This is a genomic window from Streptomyces sp. NBC_01268 (assembly GCF_036240795.1).
Lineage (GTDB): Bacteria > Actinomycetota > Actinomycetes > Streptomycetales > Streptomycetaceae > Streptomyces.
Map to the genome: position 1 here is coordinate 4,199,653 of NZ_CP108454.1, position 13,237 is coordinate 4,212,889.

14 protein-coding genes and 1 tRNA gene are annotated in these 13,237 nt (G+C 72.2%); 4 read left to right on the forward strand and 11 right to left on the reverse strand.

Translation table 11 applies throughout. The features are described from left to right. Positions 1 to 119: 119 nt before the first annotated feature. Together OG309_RS18645 and OG309_RS18650 are read left to right on the forward strand one after the other, a co-directional pair. Entirely contained in the window at positions 120 to 857 is a 738-nt protein-coding gene (locus OG309_RS18645; RefSeq protein WP_329422348.1) for a bifunctional DNA primase/polymerase, read from the forward strand. A gap of 231 nt (positions 858 to 1,088) precedes the next feature. Beyond that, positions 1,089 to 1,715 carry a hypothetical protein gene (locus OG309_RS18650; RefSeq protein ID WP_329422349.1) on the forward strand — a complete coding sequence of 209 codons (627 nt, stop codon included), beginning with the start codon at positions 1,089 to 1,091 and terminating at the stop codon, positions 1,713 to 1,715. 220 nt (positions 1,716 to 1,935) lie between these two features. Here the strand turns inward: OG309_RS18650 and OG309_RS18655 are convergent, their stop codons facing one another. The 3 genes from OG309_RS18655 to OG309_RS18665 form a co-directional block, all read right to left on the reverse strand. Further along, positions 1,936 to 2,913: a DUF5926 family protein gene (locus OG309_RS18655; RefSeq protein ID WP_329422351.1), complete on the reverse strand. Its 978-nt coding sequence runs from the start codon at positions 2,911 to 2,913 to the stop codon at positions 1,936 to 1,938. A gap of 308 nt (positions 2,914 to 3,221) precedes the next feature. Continuing rightward, positions 3,222 to 3,869 (reverse strand): ATP-binding protein, encoded by a 648-nt coding sequence (locus tag OG309_RS18660; protein ID WP_402544827.1) that lies wholly within the window; start codon positions 3,867 to 3,869, stop codon positions 3,222 to 3,224. Positions 3,870 to 3,897: 28 nt separating this feature from the next. After that, positions 3,898 to 4,719, reverse strand: coding sequence for a glycerophosphodiester phosphodiesterase (locus tag OG309_RS18665; RefSeq protein WP_329422354.1), 822 nt, complete (start codon positions 4,717 to 4,719; stop codon positions 3,898 to 3,900). A 166-nt stretch (positions 4,720 to 4,885) separates the two neighbouring features. On the opposite strand from OG309_RS18665, the gene OG309_RS18670 reads away from it, so the two are divergent. Next, on the forward strand, positions 4,886 to 6,406 hold the full coding sequence (locus OG309_RS18670; protein WP_329422356.1) for a S1C family serine protease: 1,521 nt from the start codon (positions 4,886 to 4,888) through the stop codon (positions 6,404 to 6,406). Between the two features lie 68 nt (positions 6,407 to 6,474). After that, positions 6,475 to 6,561 (forward strand) — tRNA-Ser (locus tag OG309_RS18675). 142 nt (positions 6,562 to 6,703) lie between these two features. Here the strand turns inward: OG309_RS18675 and OG309_RS18680 are convergent. From OG309_RS18680 to OG309_RS18715, 8 genes are all read right to left on the reverse strand, one after another. Next, entirely contained in the window at positions 6,704 to 8,107 is a 1,404-nt protein-coding gene (locus tag OG309_RS18680; RefSeq protein ID WP_329422357.1) for a tyrosine-type recombinase/integrase, read from the reverse strand. 55 nt (positions 8,108 to 8,162) lie between these two features. Further along, the gene (locus OG309_RS18685; RefSeq protein WP_329422359.1) at positions 8,163 to 8,351 is read right to left on the reverse strand and encodes a helix-turn-helix transcriptional regulator; all 189 of its coding nucleotides are present in this window, start codon (positions 8,349 to 8,351) and stop codon (positions 8,163 to 8,165) included. Between the two features lie 431 nt (positions 8,352 to 8,782). Continuing rightward, the gene (locus OG309_RS18690) at positions 8,783 to 10,255 is read right to left on the reverse strand and encodes an ATP-binding protein (RefSeq protein WP_329422361.1); all 1,473 of its coding nucleotides are present in this window, start codon (positions 10,253 to 10,255) and stop codon (positions 8,783 to 8,785) included. Between the two features lies 1 nt (position 10,256). Continuing rightward, positions 10,257 to 11,132: a bifunctional DNA primase/polymerase gene (locus OG309_RS18695; RefSeq protein ID WP_329422362.1), complete on the reverse strand. Its 876-nt coding sequence runs from the start codon at positions 11,130 to 11,132 to the stop codon at positions 10,257 to 10,259. A gap of 89 nt (positions 11,133 to 11,221) precedes the next feature. Next, positions 11,222 to 11,971, reverse strand: coding sequence for a hypothetical protein (locus OG309_RS18700; RefSeq protein ID WP_329422363.1), 750 nt, complete (start codon positions 11,969 to 11,971; stop codon positions 11,222 to 11,224). A gap of 49 nt (positions 11,972 to 12,020) precedes the next feature. Further along, on the reverse strand, positions 12,021 to 12,275 hold the full coding sequence (locus OG309_RS18705) for a hypothetical protein (protein WP_329422364.1): 255 nt from the start codon (positions 12,273 to 12,275) through the stop codon (positions 12,021 to 12,023). A gap of 14 nt (positions 12,276 to 12,289) precedes the next feature. After that, positions 12,290 to 12,706, reverse strand: coding sequence for a RapZ C-terminal domain-containing protein (locus tag OG309_RS18710; protein WP_329422366.1), 417 nt, complete (start codon positions 12,704 to 12,706; stop codon positions 12,290 to 12,292). A gap of 11 nt (positions 12,707 to 12,717) precedes the next feature. Beyond that, positions 12,718 to 13,215 carry a hypothetical protein gene (locus tag OG309_RS18715; RefSeq protein WP_329422368.1) on the reverse strand — a complete coding sequence of 166 codons (498 nt, stop codon included), beginning with the start codon at positions 13,213 to 13,215 and terminating at the stop codon, positions 12,718 to 12,720. Positions 13,216 to 13,237: the final 22 nt, after the last annotated feature.

The following is a 13,237-nucleotide window of genomic DNA, read 5'->3' on the forward strand; positions in this document are numbered from 1 at the left end:
ATGCATGCTGACACGCACGCTGAGACGCACAGTGATACGCACGGTGAAGAGATCCGCACGTGGAGTCACGCACGTGGTGTGATGTGGATTCGGCGTTCAACGGAAAGGAACGAGCGCTCATGCGCGAGATCCTCGGAAGGCGACGCAGGCTCCGGTTCCGGCGCAAGAGGCGCGAGGAGCGCGCGGAGCGCGAGACGGTCGTCGCACAGCTCGACTCGGCGCTCCTGTGCGCCACCGCATGGGACTGGCCCGTCCTGCCCGGCGTGGGCCTGCGGACCGCGGGATCGAAGACGACGGGAGCGCGCGCCCTCCTCGGCGCGCCCGCCGCCGTGACCTGCGCCTGCCCCGACCCCCAGTGCGTGGTGCCCGGCGCGCACCCCTTCGACCCCGGGCTGCTCGCGGCCACCACCGACGCCCGCATGATCCGCTGGTGGTGGGGCGAACGCCCGGACGCGCCGGTCCTGCTCGCCACCGGCGGCCGGGCCCCGTGCGCGGTGAGCCTGCCGGCCGTCGCGGGAGCCCGCGCGCTCGTCGCGCTGGACGCGCTGGGGATGCGGCTCGGCCCGGTCGTGGCCTCGCCCACGCGCTGGGCGATCCTCGTCGCCCCGTACGGCCTCGAACGACTGGGCGAACTGCTCTATACGAAGGACAGCGTGCCCAGTTCGCTGCGCTTCCATGGAGAGGGCGGCTATCTACCGCTGCCGCCCTCCACCACCGGGACCGGACAGGTCCGCTGGGAGCGGGCCCCCCTGGCCGGCTCGGCGCGGCCGTGGCTGCCGGACGTGGAGGCGGTCGTGGACGCCCTGGTCGAGGCGAGCACGAGCATGCCGGGCGGCGGCAGCAGACTCACCTACTGAGCACACCGAGTCCGCAGCGGGGCGGAGCCGAGGGCCGGGACCGGCACGGACGTTCACCCGAACGGGTGTGTCGCACCCCGGCATCCAGGGGAAACGGGCGCGCGGCCCGCCGCCCGCCCGCCGGCCGCCGCTATCTTCGCCCCGAGGGGTCGTTCCGACGGAACAGGTGGCTGCGGCATGGGGCAGATGAGTCCGGCGAAGCTCCGCGCGATCGGGCTCGGGACCGCGGTGGTGATCGCCGTCCTGGTGCCGATCGCGGCGACGGCGGGCCCTTCGGGGACAGCACCGCTTTCCGGGGCGCGCTCCACGCCGGGTGCCGGCCCCGACGGAGACGCCGGCTCTGATGGCGATGCCCGTGCCGATGCCGGTTCCGATGCCCGTTCCGATGCCGGTTCCGCTGGTGACGACGCGAAGCCGAAGGGCCTCTTCTCGGAGCTGGACCTGACCTCCGGGCGTCCCGCCGCTGCCGACGGGTCCGCTCCCGGCCGGCCTTCCGCCGCGCTGCCCTCCGCGACCCGGTGCGGACCCGAACTCGCCTCCCCCGACGGGGTCGAGGCGCAGACCTGTGTGGTGACCGAGGGCGCGCACATCCGGGGGCGTACCTACTACCGCAACGTCACCGGCCAGGAACTCGACGCGGTCCTCACGCTGATGGCCCCCGGAGGCCGCACGGTGCAGGTGCGTTGCGCGGTCGCCGCGGGGGACGAACCGGGTACGTGCGAGACGCCCGGAGAACCGGTCAGGGGCGGTGCCGTGGACTATTCGGCGGTCTCGGAATTCGCCGGTGCGGGGGAGGGTGACAGCACTCCGCTGCTGCTGCGCTCGGGGAGCAACGCGGCCGGGCCGGACGGTAGTTGAACCGTACGCGGGCTTACGCGGGCACACGCGGGCATGAGAAGGCCCGATCGCTGGCGACGGGGGATGCACCAGCGACCGGGCTTCTAGAACGGTAACAAGAGATCTGCCGTTCGCAAATTCGATCTCGGTTATTCGGACAGGGATTTAGGCCTGCGAACGAGGGGTTGTGGCGGAAGTCACCGACTGGTCGGTCTGTCCGTCACGGATACCACCTGGGGTATCAGCTGAGCGTGACCTGACGGTTGGTGAGACCGCCCCGCGCGCGCCGCTCCTCGATGCTGAGCGGGGCGTCGGAAGCGAGGGCCTCCGCGAGCCGCTCGGCGAACTCGGCCGCCGGCTTCTCGCACTCCTCCGCCGTCATGCCGGTCGGCAGGTCCCACACCGGAACCATCAGGCCGTGCGCGCGGAAGGAGCCGACGAGCCGGGTGTCCGCGCCGAGCGAGGTCGTGCCGGCGGCCTGGAGCCGGGCCAGCGCGTCGAGCAGCTTCTCCTCGGCGTGCGGCATGACCCAGCGCAGGTGGTTCTTGTCCGGGGTCTCGCACCAGTAGGCCGCGTCCACACCGGTCAGCTTGACCGTGGGGATGGCGGCGGCGTTGGCGCGCTCCAGGGAGGCGCTGACCTCGGGGCTGGAATTGTCCGAGGACTCGGGAATCCAGAATTCGAAACCGGTGTGCACGTCCGGCGCGAAATCGCTGCTCGGGTCGAGCAGGTCCTGGAGGCGCGGACCCTCCGGCGTCACGCGGCGGGGCTCGACCGGCGTGCCGGGCTCGGTCTCCAGCGCGCGCTGGAGGGTGTCGGCGAGGTCGCGGGCGAGGTCGCCGGAGGACGCGTCGTTCTGCAGCGCGAGCAGCACGGAGCCGTCGTCGCGGCGCAGCGCGGGCCAGGCCATCGGCAGCACTGTCGCCAGGGTCACCGACGGCACGCCCTCGGGCAGTCCGCCCTTGAGGGTGAGCGGCACGGTGGCGGCGGGCACCAGCTCGCGCAGCGCGACCCAGTCGCACTCGCCGGGCAGCCCCTCGAAGGGACGCTGGACGACCTCGGTCACGGCGTGCGAGGCAGCACGCCCGTGACACGCCTTGTAGCGGCGGCCCGAGCCACAGGGGCACGGCTCGCGCGCACCGACGACCGGGATCTCCCCGCTCGTGACCTGTGCCTGGCCGGTCTTGCCGGGCTTCGTCTGGGGGCGCTTCTTCGCCATGGTGTGGCTTTCTCCCGATCGCGGCGGTGCTGTCTAGGGCGCGAGCCTAGCCGCACGGGATCCCGCATGCCGGGAGGCCACCGTCACCGGGGCCGGTCCGGCCCGTGCCAGGACGGCATCCGGACGGTCGCGCCGGCCCGGACCCGAGGCCCGGGACGTCGTCCGGATGACGGCTCCCGAGGAGTCGGCGGACGTACCGTGCGGACCGGCGGGCAGGTCCGGACGTACCGTGCGGACAGGTCGCGCCGACGGTCCCGCTGCCGTTTCCGCCCTCACCCCGGCCGACGGTCCCGCCGCCGGCTCCGGTCTCATTCCAGCTCGTCGTACGCGTCCAGGAAGTCCAGCCCGGAGCCGCCGCCGACCCGTGCCGCGAAGTCCTCGCGGCGGTGGCCCTCGGTGACGACCACCCAGACGGTGACCTCGCCGGTCGCGCTGTCCCGTACGCCCCAGTCCTGCGCCAGCGAGCTGATGATGTTCAGCCCGCGGCCGCCGCGTGCGGTGACCGAGGGCGTGGCGGGAACGGGGCGGGTCGGTCCCCCGCCGTCCGTCACCTCGACCGTCAGCCCGCCGGACCTGTCGATGCTCCAGGCCGCCCGCACGTCACCGTCGCCCACGTCCGCGTGACCGAGCGGTCTGCCGTGCCGACACGCGTTGCTCAGCAGTTCGGAAAGGATCAGCACCGCGTCGTCGACGACCGTTTCGGACATCCCGCTGCGGTGCAACTGCTCCCGCATCCGGTGTCGCGCCTTACCCACGCCCGCAGGGCCATGGGGTACGGCCATGCTCGACGACGTGGGCACCTCCTGTGCCACCACCAACGCCACCCCCGAGACCTCCTTTGCCCCACGCCACGGTGTGAATGCCCCAATGGCCTGGACCGGAAACCGGCCAGTAGGGGTCTGGTGACGCACTCGTGACGATCGCGTACGTCCCGAACGCGCCGGGGCACACCCCATACCCCTGTGACAGGGGGGACGCGAGGGGTTAAAGGCGGCCCAACTGGGACAGCACGCGCTTCGGACGGTTGGTGATGATCGCGTCCACGCCGAGCCGTTCGCACAGCTCCACGTCCTCGGGCTCGTCGACGGTCCAGACGTGTACCTGGTGGCCGGCCTTCTGGAGCCGCAGGATCACGGCGGGGTGGTGGCGGACGATCCGGATCGAGGGCCCGGCGATCCGCGCGCCCGCGGGCAGCCGCCCGTCGCGCAGGCGCGGGGTGACGAACTGGGCGAGGGAGACGGTGGGCAGGGTCGGGGCGGCGGCCGCGATGCGGTGCAGGGAGCGGGCCGAGAAGCTCATGACGCGCACGGGGGAGTCCTCGGGCGCGGCCGGCGCGGCGAGGCCGAAGCGGCCGAGGAGCTGGAGCAGCTTGTCCTCGACCTGGCCCGCCCAGCGGGTGGGGTGCTTGGTCTCGATGGCGAGCTCGATCCGGCGCCCGGCGTCGGAGACCAGCTCCAGGAGGCGTTCCAGGGTGAGGACGGAGGTGGCGCCGGGGTCGCCCCAGTCGGGGATCTCGCGGGCCTCCTCGCGTCCCTTCCAGGTGCCGAAGTCGAGGGCGGCCAGATCGGCGAGCTCCAGGGCGGAGACGGCGCCGCGGCCGTTGGAGGTGCGGTCGACGCGCCGGTCGTGGACACAGACGAGGTGCCCGTCGGCGGTCAGCCGCACGTCGCACTCCAGGGCGTCGGCGCCGTCCTCGATGGCCTTCACGTAGGCGGCCAGAGTGTGTTCCGGGGCGTCCTCGGAGGCCCCGCGGTGGGCGACCACCTGGACGGGGAGACGGTTCGGTTGCTGCGGTGCGTGGGTCACCGCGACATGGTAAGGCTGTGTCGTATATGCCCCCATATAAAGAAGAGGGGTGCAGACACACAGCTCCGGCTTACAGTGGCCTGACGTCCGGTGGGAAAAGCTGAGCGCAGCACCATGGACCAGGCATCCACCCACCCACATCCGTGCAGTGAACGAGGAGAGAGCTGTGAGCACCGAGAACGAGGGCACGGCGGTTCCGGCGGACCGGAGTGCCCCGTCCGTCCCTCCCACGCCTCCCGCCCCGCCCGCGGCCCCTCCGACGCCTGCCGCCTCCGCGGAAACGCCCGAGCCGCCGCGGTCCGAGCCCCAGGCCGAGCCGCAGGCCCAGCCCCAGGCCGGGTCCGAGCCCCAGGCCCCGACCCAGCCCCTGCCCCAGGCCCCCGCAGCGGCCCCCGCAGCTGAGCCCGCCCCGGCCCACGCTCCCACCCCCGTCCACGCCCACATGCCTCCCCCCTCCCCCGCACCCGCCCCCGTCCCCGACGCGGCGGCCGGTGGCTGGCCCCCCGCCCCGCCGGTGACCCCGTCGTGGGGCATGCCGGCCCAGCCGGTCCCCGAGGCCCCGCGCAGGCGCACGGGCGGCCTGGTGGCGGCCGTCCTGGTCGCGGCGCTGGTCGCGGGCGGCGTCGGCGGCGGCATCGGCTACTGGGCGGCGTCCCAGCGCGACGACGACCCGACCGCGTCGACCACCGTCTCCTCGGGCGACTCCCCCGCCTCCTTCAAGCGCGACCCCGGCACGGTCGCCGCGGTGGCGGCCAAGGCGCTGCCGAGCGTCGTCACGATCCAGGCGAAGTCCGGCGGCACGGACGGCGAGGGCGGCACGGGCACCGGCTTCGTCTACGACAAGGAAGGCCACATCGTCACGAACAACCACGTGGTGGCCTCCGCGGCGGACGGCGGCACGCTGTCGGTCACGTTCTCCAACGGCAAGACGTACGACGCGGAGGTCGTCGGCCGCGCCGAGGGCTACGACGTGGCCGTGATCAAGCTGAAGAACGCTCCGTCGAACCTGGCGCCGCTGGCCCTGGGCGACTCGGACCGGGTGGCGGTCGGCGACTCGACCATCGCGATCGGCGCGCCCTTCGGCCTGTCGAACACGGTGACCACCGGCATCATCAGCGCCAAGAACCGCCCGGTCGCCTCGGGCGACGGCTCCAGCGGCAAGAACTCGTACATGAGCGCCCTGCAGACCGACGCGTCGATCAACCCGGGCAACTCGGGCGGCCCGCTGCTCGACGCGAGCGGCGCCGTGATCGGCATCAACTCCGCGATCCAGTCGGCCGGCAGCGGCTACGGCCAGTCCCAGGCGGGCTCGATCGGCCTCGGCTTCGCCATTCCGGTCAACCAGGCCAAGAACGTGGCCGAGCAGCTGATCAAGACCGGCAAGCCGGTCTACCCGGTGATCGGCGCGACGGTGAACATGCAGGACAAGGGCGAGGGCGCCACCATCGCCCAGCAGGGCACCAGCGGCACCCCGTCGGTCACCCCGAACGGCCCGGCGGCCAAGGCCGGCCTGAAGGCCGGCGACGTGATCACCGCCTTCGGCGACCACGCGATCGACAGCGGCCCGACCCTCATCAGCGAGATCTGGACCCACAAGCCCGGCGACTCGGTCAAGATCACCTACGAGCGCGCGGGCAAGACCGCCACGGCCACGGTCACCCTCGGCGAACGCACGGGCGACAGCTGACGGGCGACCGCTGATCCTTTACGGTCCCGGTATTCTGTACTCGCTCCGCCCCTGGCGGACGGAGCGAGGGTGGGTTGCCCGAGCGGCCTAAGGGAACGGTCTTGAAAACCGTCGAGGCAGCGATGTCTCCGTGGGTTCAAATCCCACACCCACCGCGCAGGCCAGAGATTTAGCAGGTCAGAGGGCGGGCCCCGGGATTCGGGGCCCGCCCTCTATGCTCACCGTGTCTCACCCTGACTCGCCCGTATACCGCTCCTGACCAGGACGTGTGGGCCATCTGCGGGCCAGGATCCGCGCCTACTCCTCCGCCAGAAGCCCTTGCTCCACAGCACGGTTGGCCGCAGCCGAACCGCCCTTGAGGATCTTCGCGTAGAAGCGGTAGAGCACCGCGAGACTGTGCCCTGCGCGGTAGGCGGCTTCGGCCGGGTCCATGCCCGACTTGATCCACAGGGAGATGGCGGCGTGCCTGAGGGAGTAAGGCACTTCGGCGAGCGCGGTTGCCAGCTCCAGCTCCGTGAGCACCGCTTCACGGGCCGTCTGCCAAGCCGCGGTGTACTCGTTCGAGGTGACCCGGCCGCCACCCACGGCACGGAAGATGCGCCCGTCCGCCGCGACACCGTGCCGTGTGATGTGCCGGCGGACCATCCTGACGAACGTCGGCGGAATCGGCACCACCCGTACGGTCTTCCGGGCCCTGTGCTTCAGCCCACGCTGGTCGTGCGCCTTGCCGGTGTCGGTCCACCCGCCCCCGACCTCAGGGTGGCTCTCGTGGACGTGCACTTCCCCCCACGCCTCAGGATCGGTCTCGGGCGGCAGCACGAAGTCGCTCTCCCGCAGCGCCACGGCCTCACCGGGGCGCGTGGCCGCGTAGTAGATCGTGCCGAAGAACGTCTCCAGGTGCTCTCCGCGCGGCCCCTGAGCGGCGACGGCATCGAGCAGCCTGCGGGCCAGACCGGGGCCGGGAACGAAGCGGAAGTCGACCTCATCGGAGGTCTGAGGCGCAGCCCAGTCCACCGCCAGGAAGGGGTGCCGATCGAGCAGCCCCCTCTCCTCCACCGCGTAGCGGAAGGCGTTGCTCAGCACCATGCGCTTGCGGCTGGCGGTGTTCTCGGCGGCCGGCTTCCCGTTCAGGAGGACCGAGAGCGCTGTGAACGCCGTCCGGACACTCTCGGGCTTGGCCGCGTCGCTCACCTTCATGGAGTGCTGAGCCACCCACGCCAGCGCCTCCCGCAGCCCCTCAGGCACCGGCTCGGCGTCGGCGCGCGACAGCGGAGCACCGTCCGGACCCGTCACGGCCCGAAAGGCGTACTGGTACAGGGCAGTTCGCAGCAACCGGGCATCCGGGCGCCCCTTGGTCGTGGTGACGAGTACGGCCGTGACGACGGCCAGCGACTCCGCGATGCTCGCCCGGTGCTTGGCCGCAGCTCCGGGCCACTTCATCAGCACGTAAGCCTTCGCGTGGTCGAACCACGTGGGCATCTTCGCCGCCGCCAGCTCCTTCTCCGGCAGGCCGGTCTCTTCGTCGAATTGCTGGCCCTTCTGGAGGGCCGTCATGAGCTGCGAGCGTCGCCCGTCTGCCTGAGGCTTGAGCATGTAGCTCTTCGAGTGCTCCTCAGCGCCCACGCGCCAGCGGAGCTCCCAGGGCTTCGGCCGGCCTTTCCGCTGCCGGATGGACCAGATGACGACATCGAAGGTGAGCATGTCTCTCCAAAGGGCGAGGGGCCCGTGGTGACGGGCCCCTCGGCAAGCGGCTGGATCACGCTGCGGCGTTCTCGCACTGGGCGAGCCACGCGTCCAGGTCGGCCCTCCTGACCCGGAGGTGCCCGTTGGGCAGCTTGTGGAGGCGGGGGCCCTGCCCCCGGGCCCGCATCCGGTAGAAGGCGGCCCGGCTCATCCTGAGTTCGCTCAGGACCTCGGGCAGCTTGAGCATCGGCTGGCGCGGCATGGCACTCCTTCTGTGTCCGAGGTTGGGATTTCTGCGTCATCGCGTCATCAGCGTCATTGGGGGTGTTGACCTGCGGGTTTGTGGTGACGCAGCGGGTACGGGGTGTGTCACCGGTGACGCAGTCGTCCGCCATGGGGTGACGCGGGTGACGCAGGATGACGCAGATTTTGAGCTCTGCGTCACCCTTGTTGGCGCAGGTCAGGTGCCGTTTCGGGGCCCTGGTGACGCGGGTGACGCAGCGTCTTTCTACTTAGGAAAAAGGGAGGGGCGGTGTCTGCAGTTGCGCGCGCCTTCGGGCGTGAATGGGGAGCCGCTTCGCGGCGCGTCCTTAGGGAGCGGCTGCGCCGCTGAACAGCAAGAGGAGCACCCCCGGCCAGGCCCCCGGGTGCTCCTCTTGCTCGTGCGCCGCCCCTGTGCCGGGGCGGCGAGGGCTAGTGCAGGGCCTGCTGCTCGTCGGCCGGGAGCTTGGGCCGGGCCATTTCGATGTAGCGGGCGGCGCGGGTGCGGCCCCAGTCGATGAGGACGCCGCGGGCGGCGAGGACGGGCTGGAGGCGCTTGAGGCGGTCGGAGAGGACCTTGCCGGTGGTGGGCCACCCCTTGGGCACGGGGCGGAAGTCCTCGCCGGTGTACAGCTGGGTGAGGGCGTGCAGCCACTCCGCCGACGTCATGCGGACGTCCGTGCCCGGTTCGATGTCGGCGGCGCGCTTGAGGACGGTCTGGGCGAGGAGGTCGCCCTCGATGACGTCGTCGTTGAGGTCGTCGAGGCTGGCCCGGTAGGCGGGCAGGGCTCCGAAGTTCCGGGCGGCATCGAGCTGCGCGCACAGATGGGCGAAGTCCGCCATCCGCAGGTCGGTGGGGATGGACGCCCGGGCCGTACGGGCCTCGACGGCGAGGTCGAGCACGGACCCGAGGATGACCGGCAGGGCTTCCGCGAACTCCGCCCACAGCTCCGCCTCGGTCCGCCGCACCTTCGGCCGCTCCAGCCTCAGCGGAAGGAGCCGTTCGGCGAGGTCGGGGCGGATGACTCCGACGTCGATCCCGGTCAGCAGCAGCGGCCGGCGGTAGCGGGAGCGGACGACGTCGCCGTCGGTGAACAGTGCCCGCTTGATGTTCTCCGCGCCGGTCACCACGCAGCACATCAGGTCGGACAGGTCCGGCCCGAGATGGCTCAGGTTGTCCAGGGCGGTGACCCACCCGGCCGCGACGGCGGTGATCAGGTTCTCTTCGTCCTTGGGGGCGCGGCGCAGGTCGCCGCTCATGCCCTCGATGATCCGCACGAGCATCCGGCCGGCGGTGGACTTGCCCGCGCCCTGGGGGCCGGTGAGGAACGGGGCGGGCACGGGGGCGTCGGGGTCGAGGCAGCCGACCAGCCACGCGAGGGCGAGGGCTTCGCCCTGGGCGCCCGCGAAGTTGCACAGCCGCATGAGCAGGTCGATGCCCTTGCCGTCGGTGTCCTTGACGGGCATCGGGAGTTCGCCGGTGAGCTGGGTGCGGCGCCAGCACACTTCGCGGGGGTCGGGGGTGAGGATGTCCCAGCCGGTGGGGTGGATGCGGACGGACTTGCCGTCATCGCGGCCGAGGTCAAGCCAGGTGGCGCCGTCGTATCCGGGGGCGACGCGGATGTGGACGGGCTGGACGTCCTCGGTGAGGGCGAGTGCTTCGATCAAGTCGAGCGCCTCCTTCAAGGCGGTTCCGTTGAAGACGCCGAGCCCGTCGCGGAACAGGCCGACCATGAGTTCCTGGCGGTGGCTGCCGGTGGTGCCCTGGGAGCGGATCGGGCGGGCGACGGGATGGCCGTTGCGCTGGGCGTAGACGGTGCCGTCGACGGTGCGGAAGTACCGGAAGTTGGCCTGCGCGTAGTCGGTGATGACCGCGCGGGCGGGGTTCTTCTCGTCCTCGGACACGTCAAATCCCCAGCGCGGTCAGGGCGTTGGACCACGCTTCGGCGCAGTGCCGGGGCGACTCACCCTTGGCCTGCGCGGCGGTGAACAGCCGCGCGATGTGGGCCTCGGCCAGACAGCCGCACCGGCCGTGGGTCGAGAGCACCGCCAGGAACGTGGCGTAGACCGTGTTGTGGATGGCGCTGGTGGCGTCGGCGATCCGCTGCTCGGCCATGGTGATCCCGCGCTCCAGGTATGCGGGCGTCCGGTGACGGCACGCTCCGCCCCCGGCGGGCGCGAGAACCGTGACGGCACCCGGCACGGGCCGGGCCGTGGCCGGCGCCTTCTCGACCAGCGCGAGGACGGACGACGGCAGCAGGGCCGTGGCGCCGATGCCGCGACCGAGCCAACGGGCGTATGCCATAAGGGACTTGATGTCGACGCCGTCGCGGACGTGGTTCACGGATCGCACGGTGCCCCGGTAGATCCAGTGCTCCCCGCGCGTCGTGGCGACGGTCCGGGTCGGGGGCAGGGTCTTGCGGGCCCAGGCGACGGCGGCGGCGTTGTCGAGGTCGACGACGGTGACCCCGGCTCCGCCGGGGCAGTAGGCTACCGCCTCCGCCTGCCGCCAAACCCTCCCCCAAGCGGGTGACGCAAGGATGTTCGGGTTGGTGGTGGCGGCGGCCCAGGCGTGGCAGGGGCGCGGGCAGGCGCAGGGGCCGGGGGTCTTCATGTTCGGCCGGCCGCCGCACGCGTTGTCCGCGCAGTCGCGGCAGTTCCCGACAGGCACCTTCCCGGCCCGCAACGGCAGAACGGGCAGCCCGCCGGAGGCGAGTCGCAGGGCCACGTCGAGGTGGTGTCCGGTCCGGGCATCTCGCCGAATCGGGAGGGCATGAGTCATGCTGGGGACTCCAGTTCTGTGCTGGATGAGGGCGGCCCCGGTCTTTGGCGAGAGGGGGGCCGCCTTCGTCGTTCACGGGTTGGGGGCCTTTAGCGGGTGGCGGGTGTGACGGCGAGGACGATGGCGGTGGCGTCATCGCGGTAGCCGTCCGCGTCGGAGCGCGCGGCGCCGACGAGCGCGTCGGCGAGGGCCTGCGGGTCGTCCGCGTGCTCGCGGGCGAGGGCTTCCAGCTCGGCGTGGGTGGTCTGGGCATGGACGCCGTCGGACGTGAGGATGACCACCGGGTCGGTGATGAACGCCAGCGGGACGGTGGCGATGGAGCAGCGGCCGAGGGCGGCGCGGGCGAGGTCGTCCAGTACGACGGCGGCGGTGTCGGCGTCGACGGTCTCGTCGGGGCGGTTGTCGCGGTGGAGGGTGACGGCGGTGCCGCCCCAGGCTCGGAGCCAGGTGCCCATGGTCTGGTCGGTGGAGCGCTGGATGAGCTGGGTGCCGGTCCAGCCGTAGATGCGGGCGTCGCCGGTCCACGCGATCTGCGTGATCCCGGACTCCTCGCTGGAAACGGCGAGGACGGCGACGCCGTCGTCGACCTGGACGCCGGGCGGCGCGGCGGCCATCTCGGCGGCGGCGAGGATGCCGAGGAGGGGGCCCTTGCGGGCGCCGACCCGGGCGGCGACCTGGGCGGCGACGCGGGAGAACTCGACGGCACTTTCGGTGTTGCCGATGCCGTCCACGAGGGCGGCGGCCGTCATCGGCGTGCCCGGCAGGACGTGGATGGCGGCGGTGTCGGCGTTGCGCGGACGAGTGCCGCGCCGGGTGGCGATGGCAGTGATCACGGGCATGCGGGTCTCCTGTCGTGGTGGGGCGCGAAGGGGGCCGCCCTTGGCGTTGCTAGAACGGCGGCTCGTCGCTGAAGAGGCCGTTCGGGGTGCGGCGCGGGAGTGGGAACAGGGCCCAGCGGCGGTACCAGGTCCAGCAGTCGCAGGGGTCCCAGTCGGTGCTGGCGTATTCGCCGGTCTCGTAGTCGGCCCAGTCGACGTCGTGACCGCCCCGGCCCTGGCAGTCGGGGCAGTCCGGCTGGGGGGTGTCGGTGAGGATCAGGGCCTTGCGGGGCCAGTCCGTCACGCGGATCCGCAGTCGGAGCATGGTGGTCTCCTTCGTCAGCGGTGGTCGGTGCTGGTCCGGGGCCGGGACGGGAGGATCGGCCGGTTGATGTGCCGGTGGGTGATGTCGACCTGGTGGCCTCGAACGTGCAGCGGGAGGGCGAGGAGTTCGGCGACGGCGACGGAGCGGTGCCGGCCGCCGTAGCAGTGGACGTGGACGTCGATGTGCTGCTCGGCGCGGGCGCGCTGCTCGATGGTGTCGAGGGCGGAGTCGAGGAAGGCGTGGGCGCCGGGGGTGGCCAGGACGTAGGCGGCGACGTCGGGGTGCAGGCCGGTGAGCTGGGTGAGGGTGGCCCGGACCTGGGGGTCGTCGGGCGGGTTGTGCAGGACGGTGGTGTCGACGACGACCGGGTTGGCGGCGGTGGGGTCGTCGCGGTGGCCGGTACCGTACGAGGTGATCTTGATGGTGGTCAACTGCGGTCTCCTCAGCGGTTGTTGATGGTTCCGGTCGCGCGGCCGAACAGGCCGGTCGCGGTGATGTTCTGCGTGATGTGCGTGGTCGTCCCGCCCCCGCTCGCGCCGGTGCCGCTGACGGCGCGGCGGGTGGTGCGGATCAGGACGGGGACGGCGATGACGGCGGCGACGACGAGTGCGGCGGCGGACCACAGGGCGTGGGTCATGGCAATGAGTCCCGGTGCGGCGTAGGAGAGCCCGATACCGGCCGCGCTGATCCCGCCGCCGACCGTCGGGGCGAGCAGGGCGGTGGTCTTGGCCCACGCGGGGATGGGCTGCGCGGCCGGTACCGGAATCTGGGCGGGTGCGGTGGGGTGGGTGTAGGCGAGGGTCCGCATCCCGTTGGGGAGGGTGACCCAGTCGACGCCGGGCGGGATCTCCGACGGGAGGATCACGGGCGGCACGGCGGGGGCCGGCGGGGCGGTCCAGGTGGGCCTGGTGGTGATCTCGTACGTGGTCGGCTCGTACACAAGGTGCCCCTTTCGCGGCCCC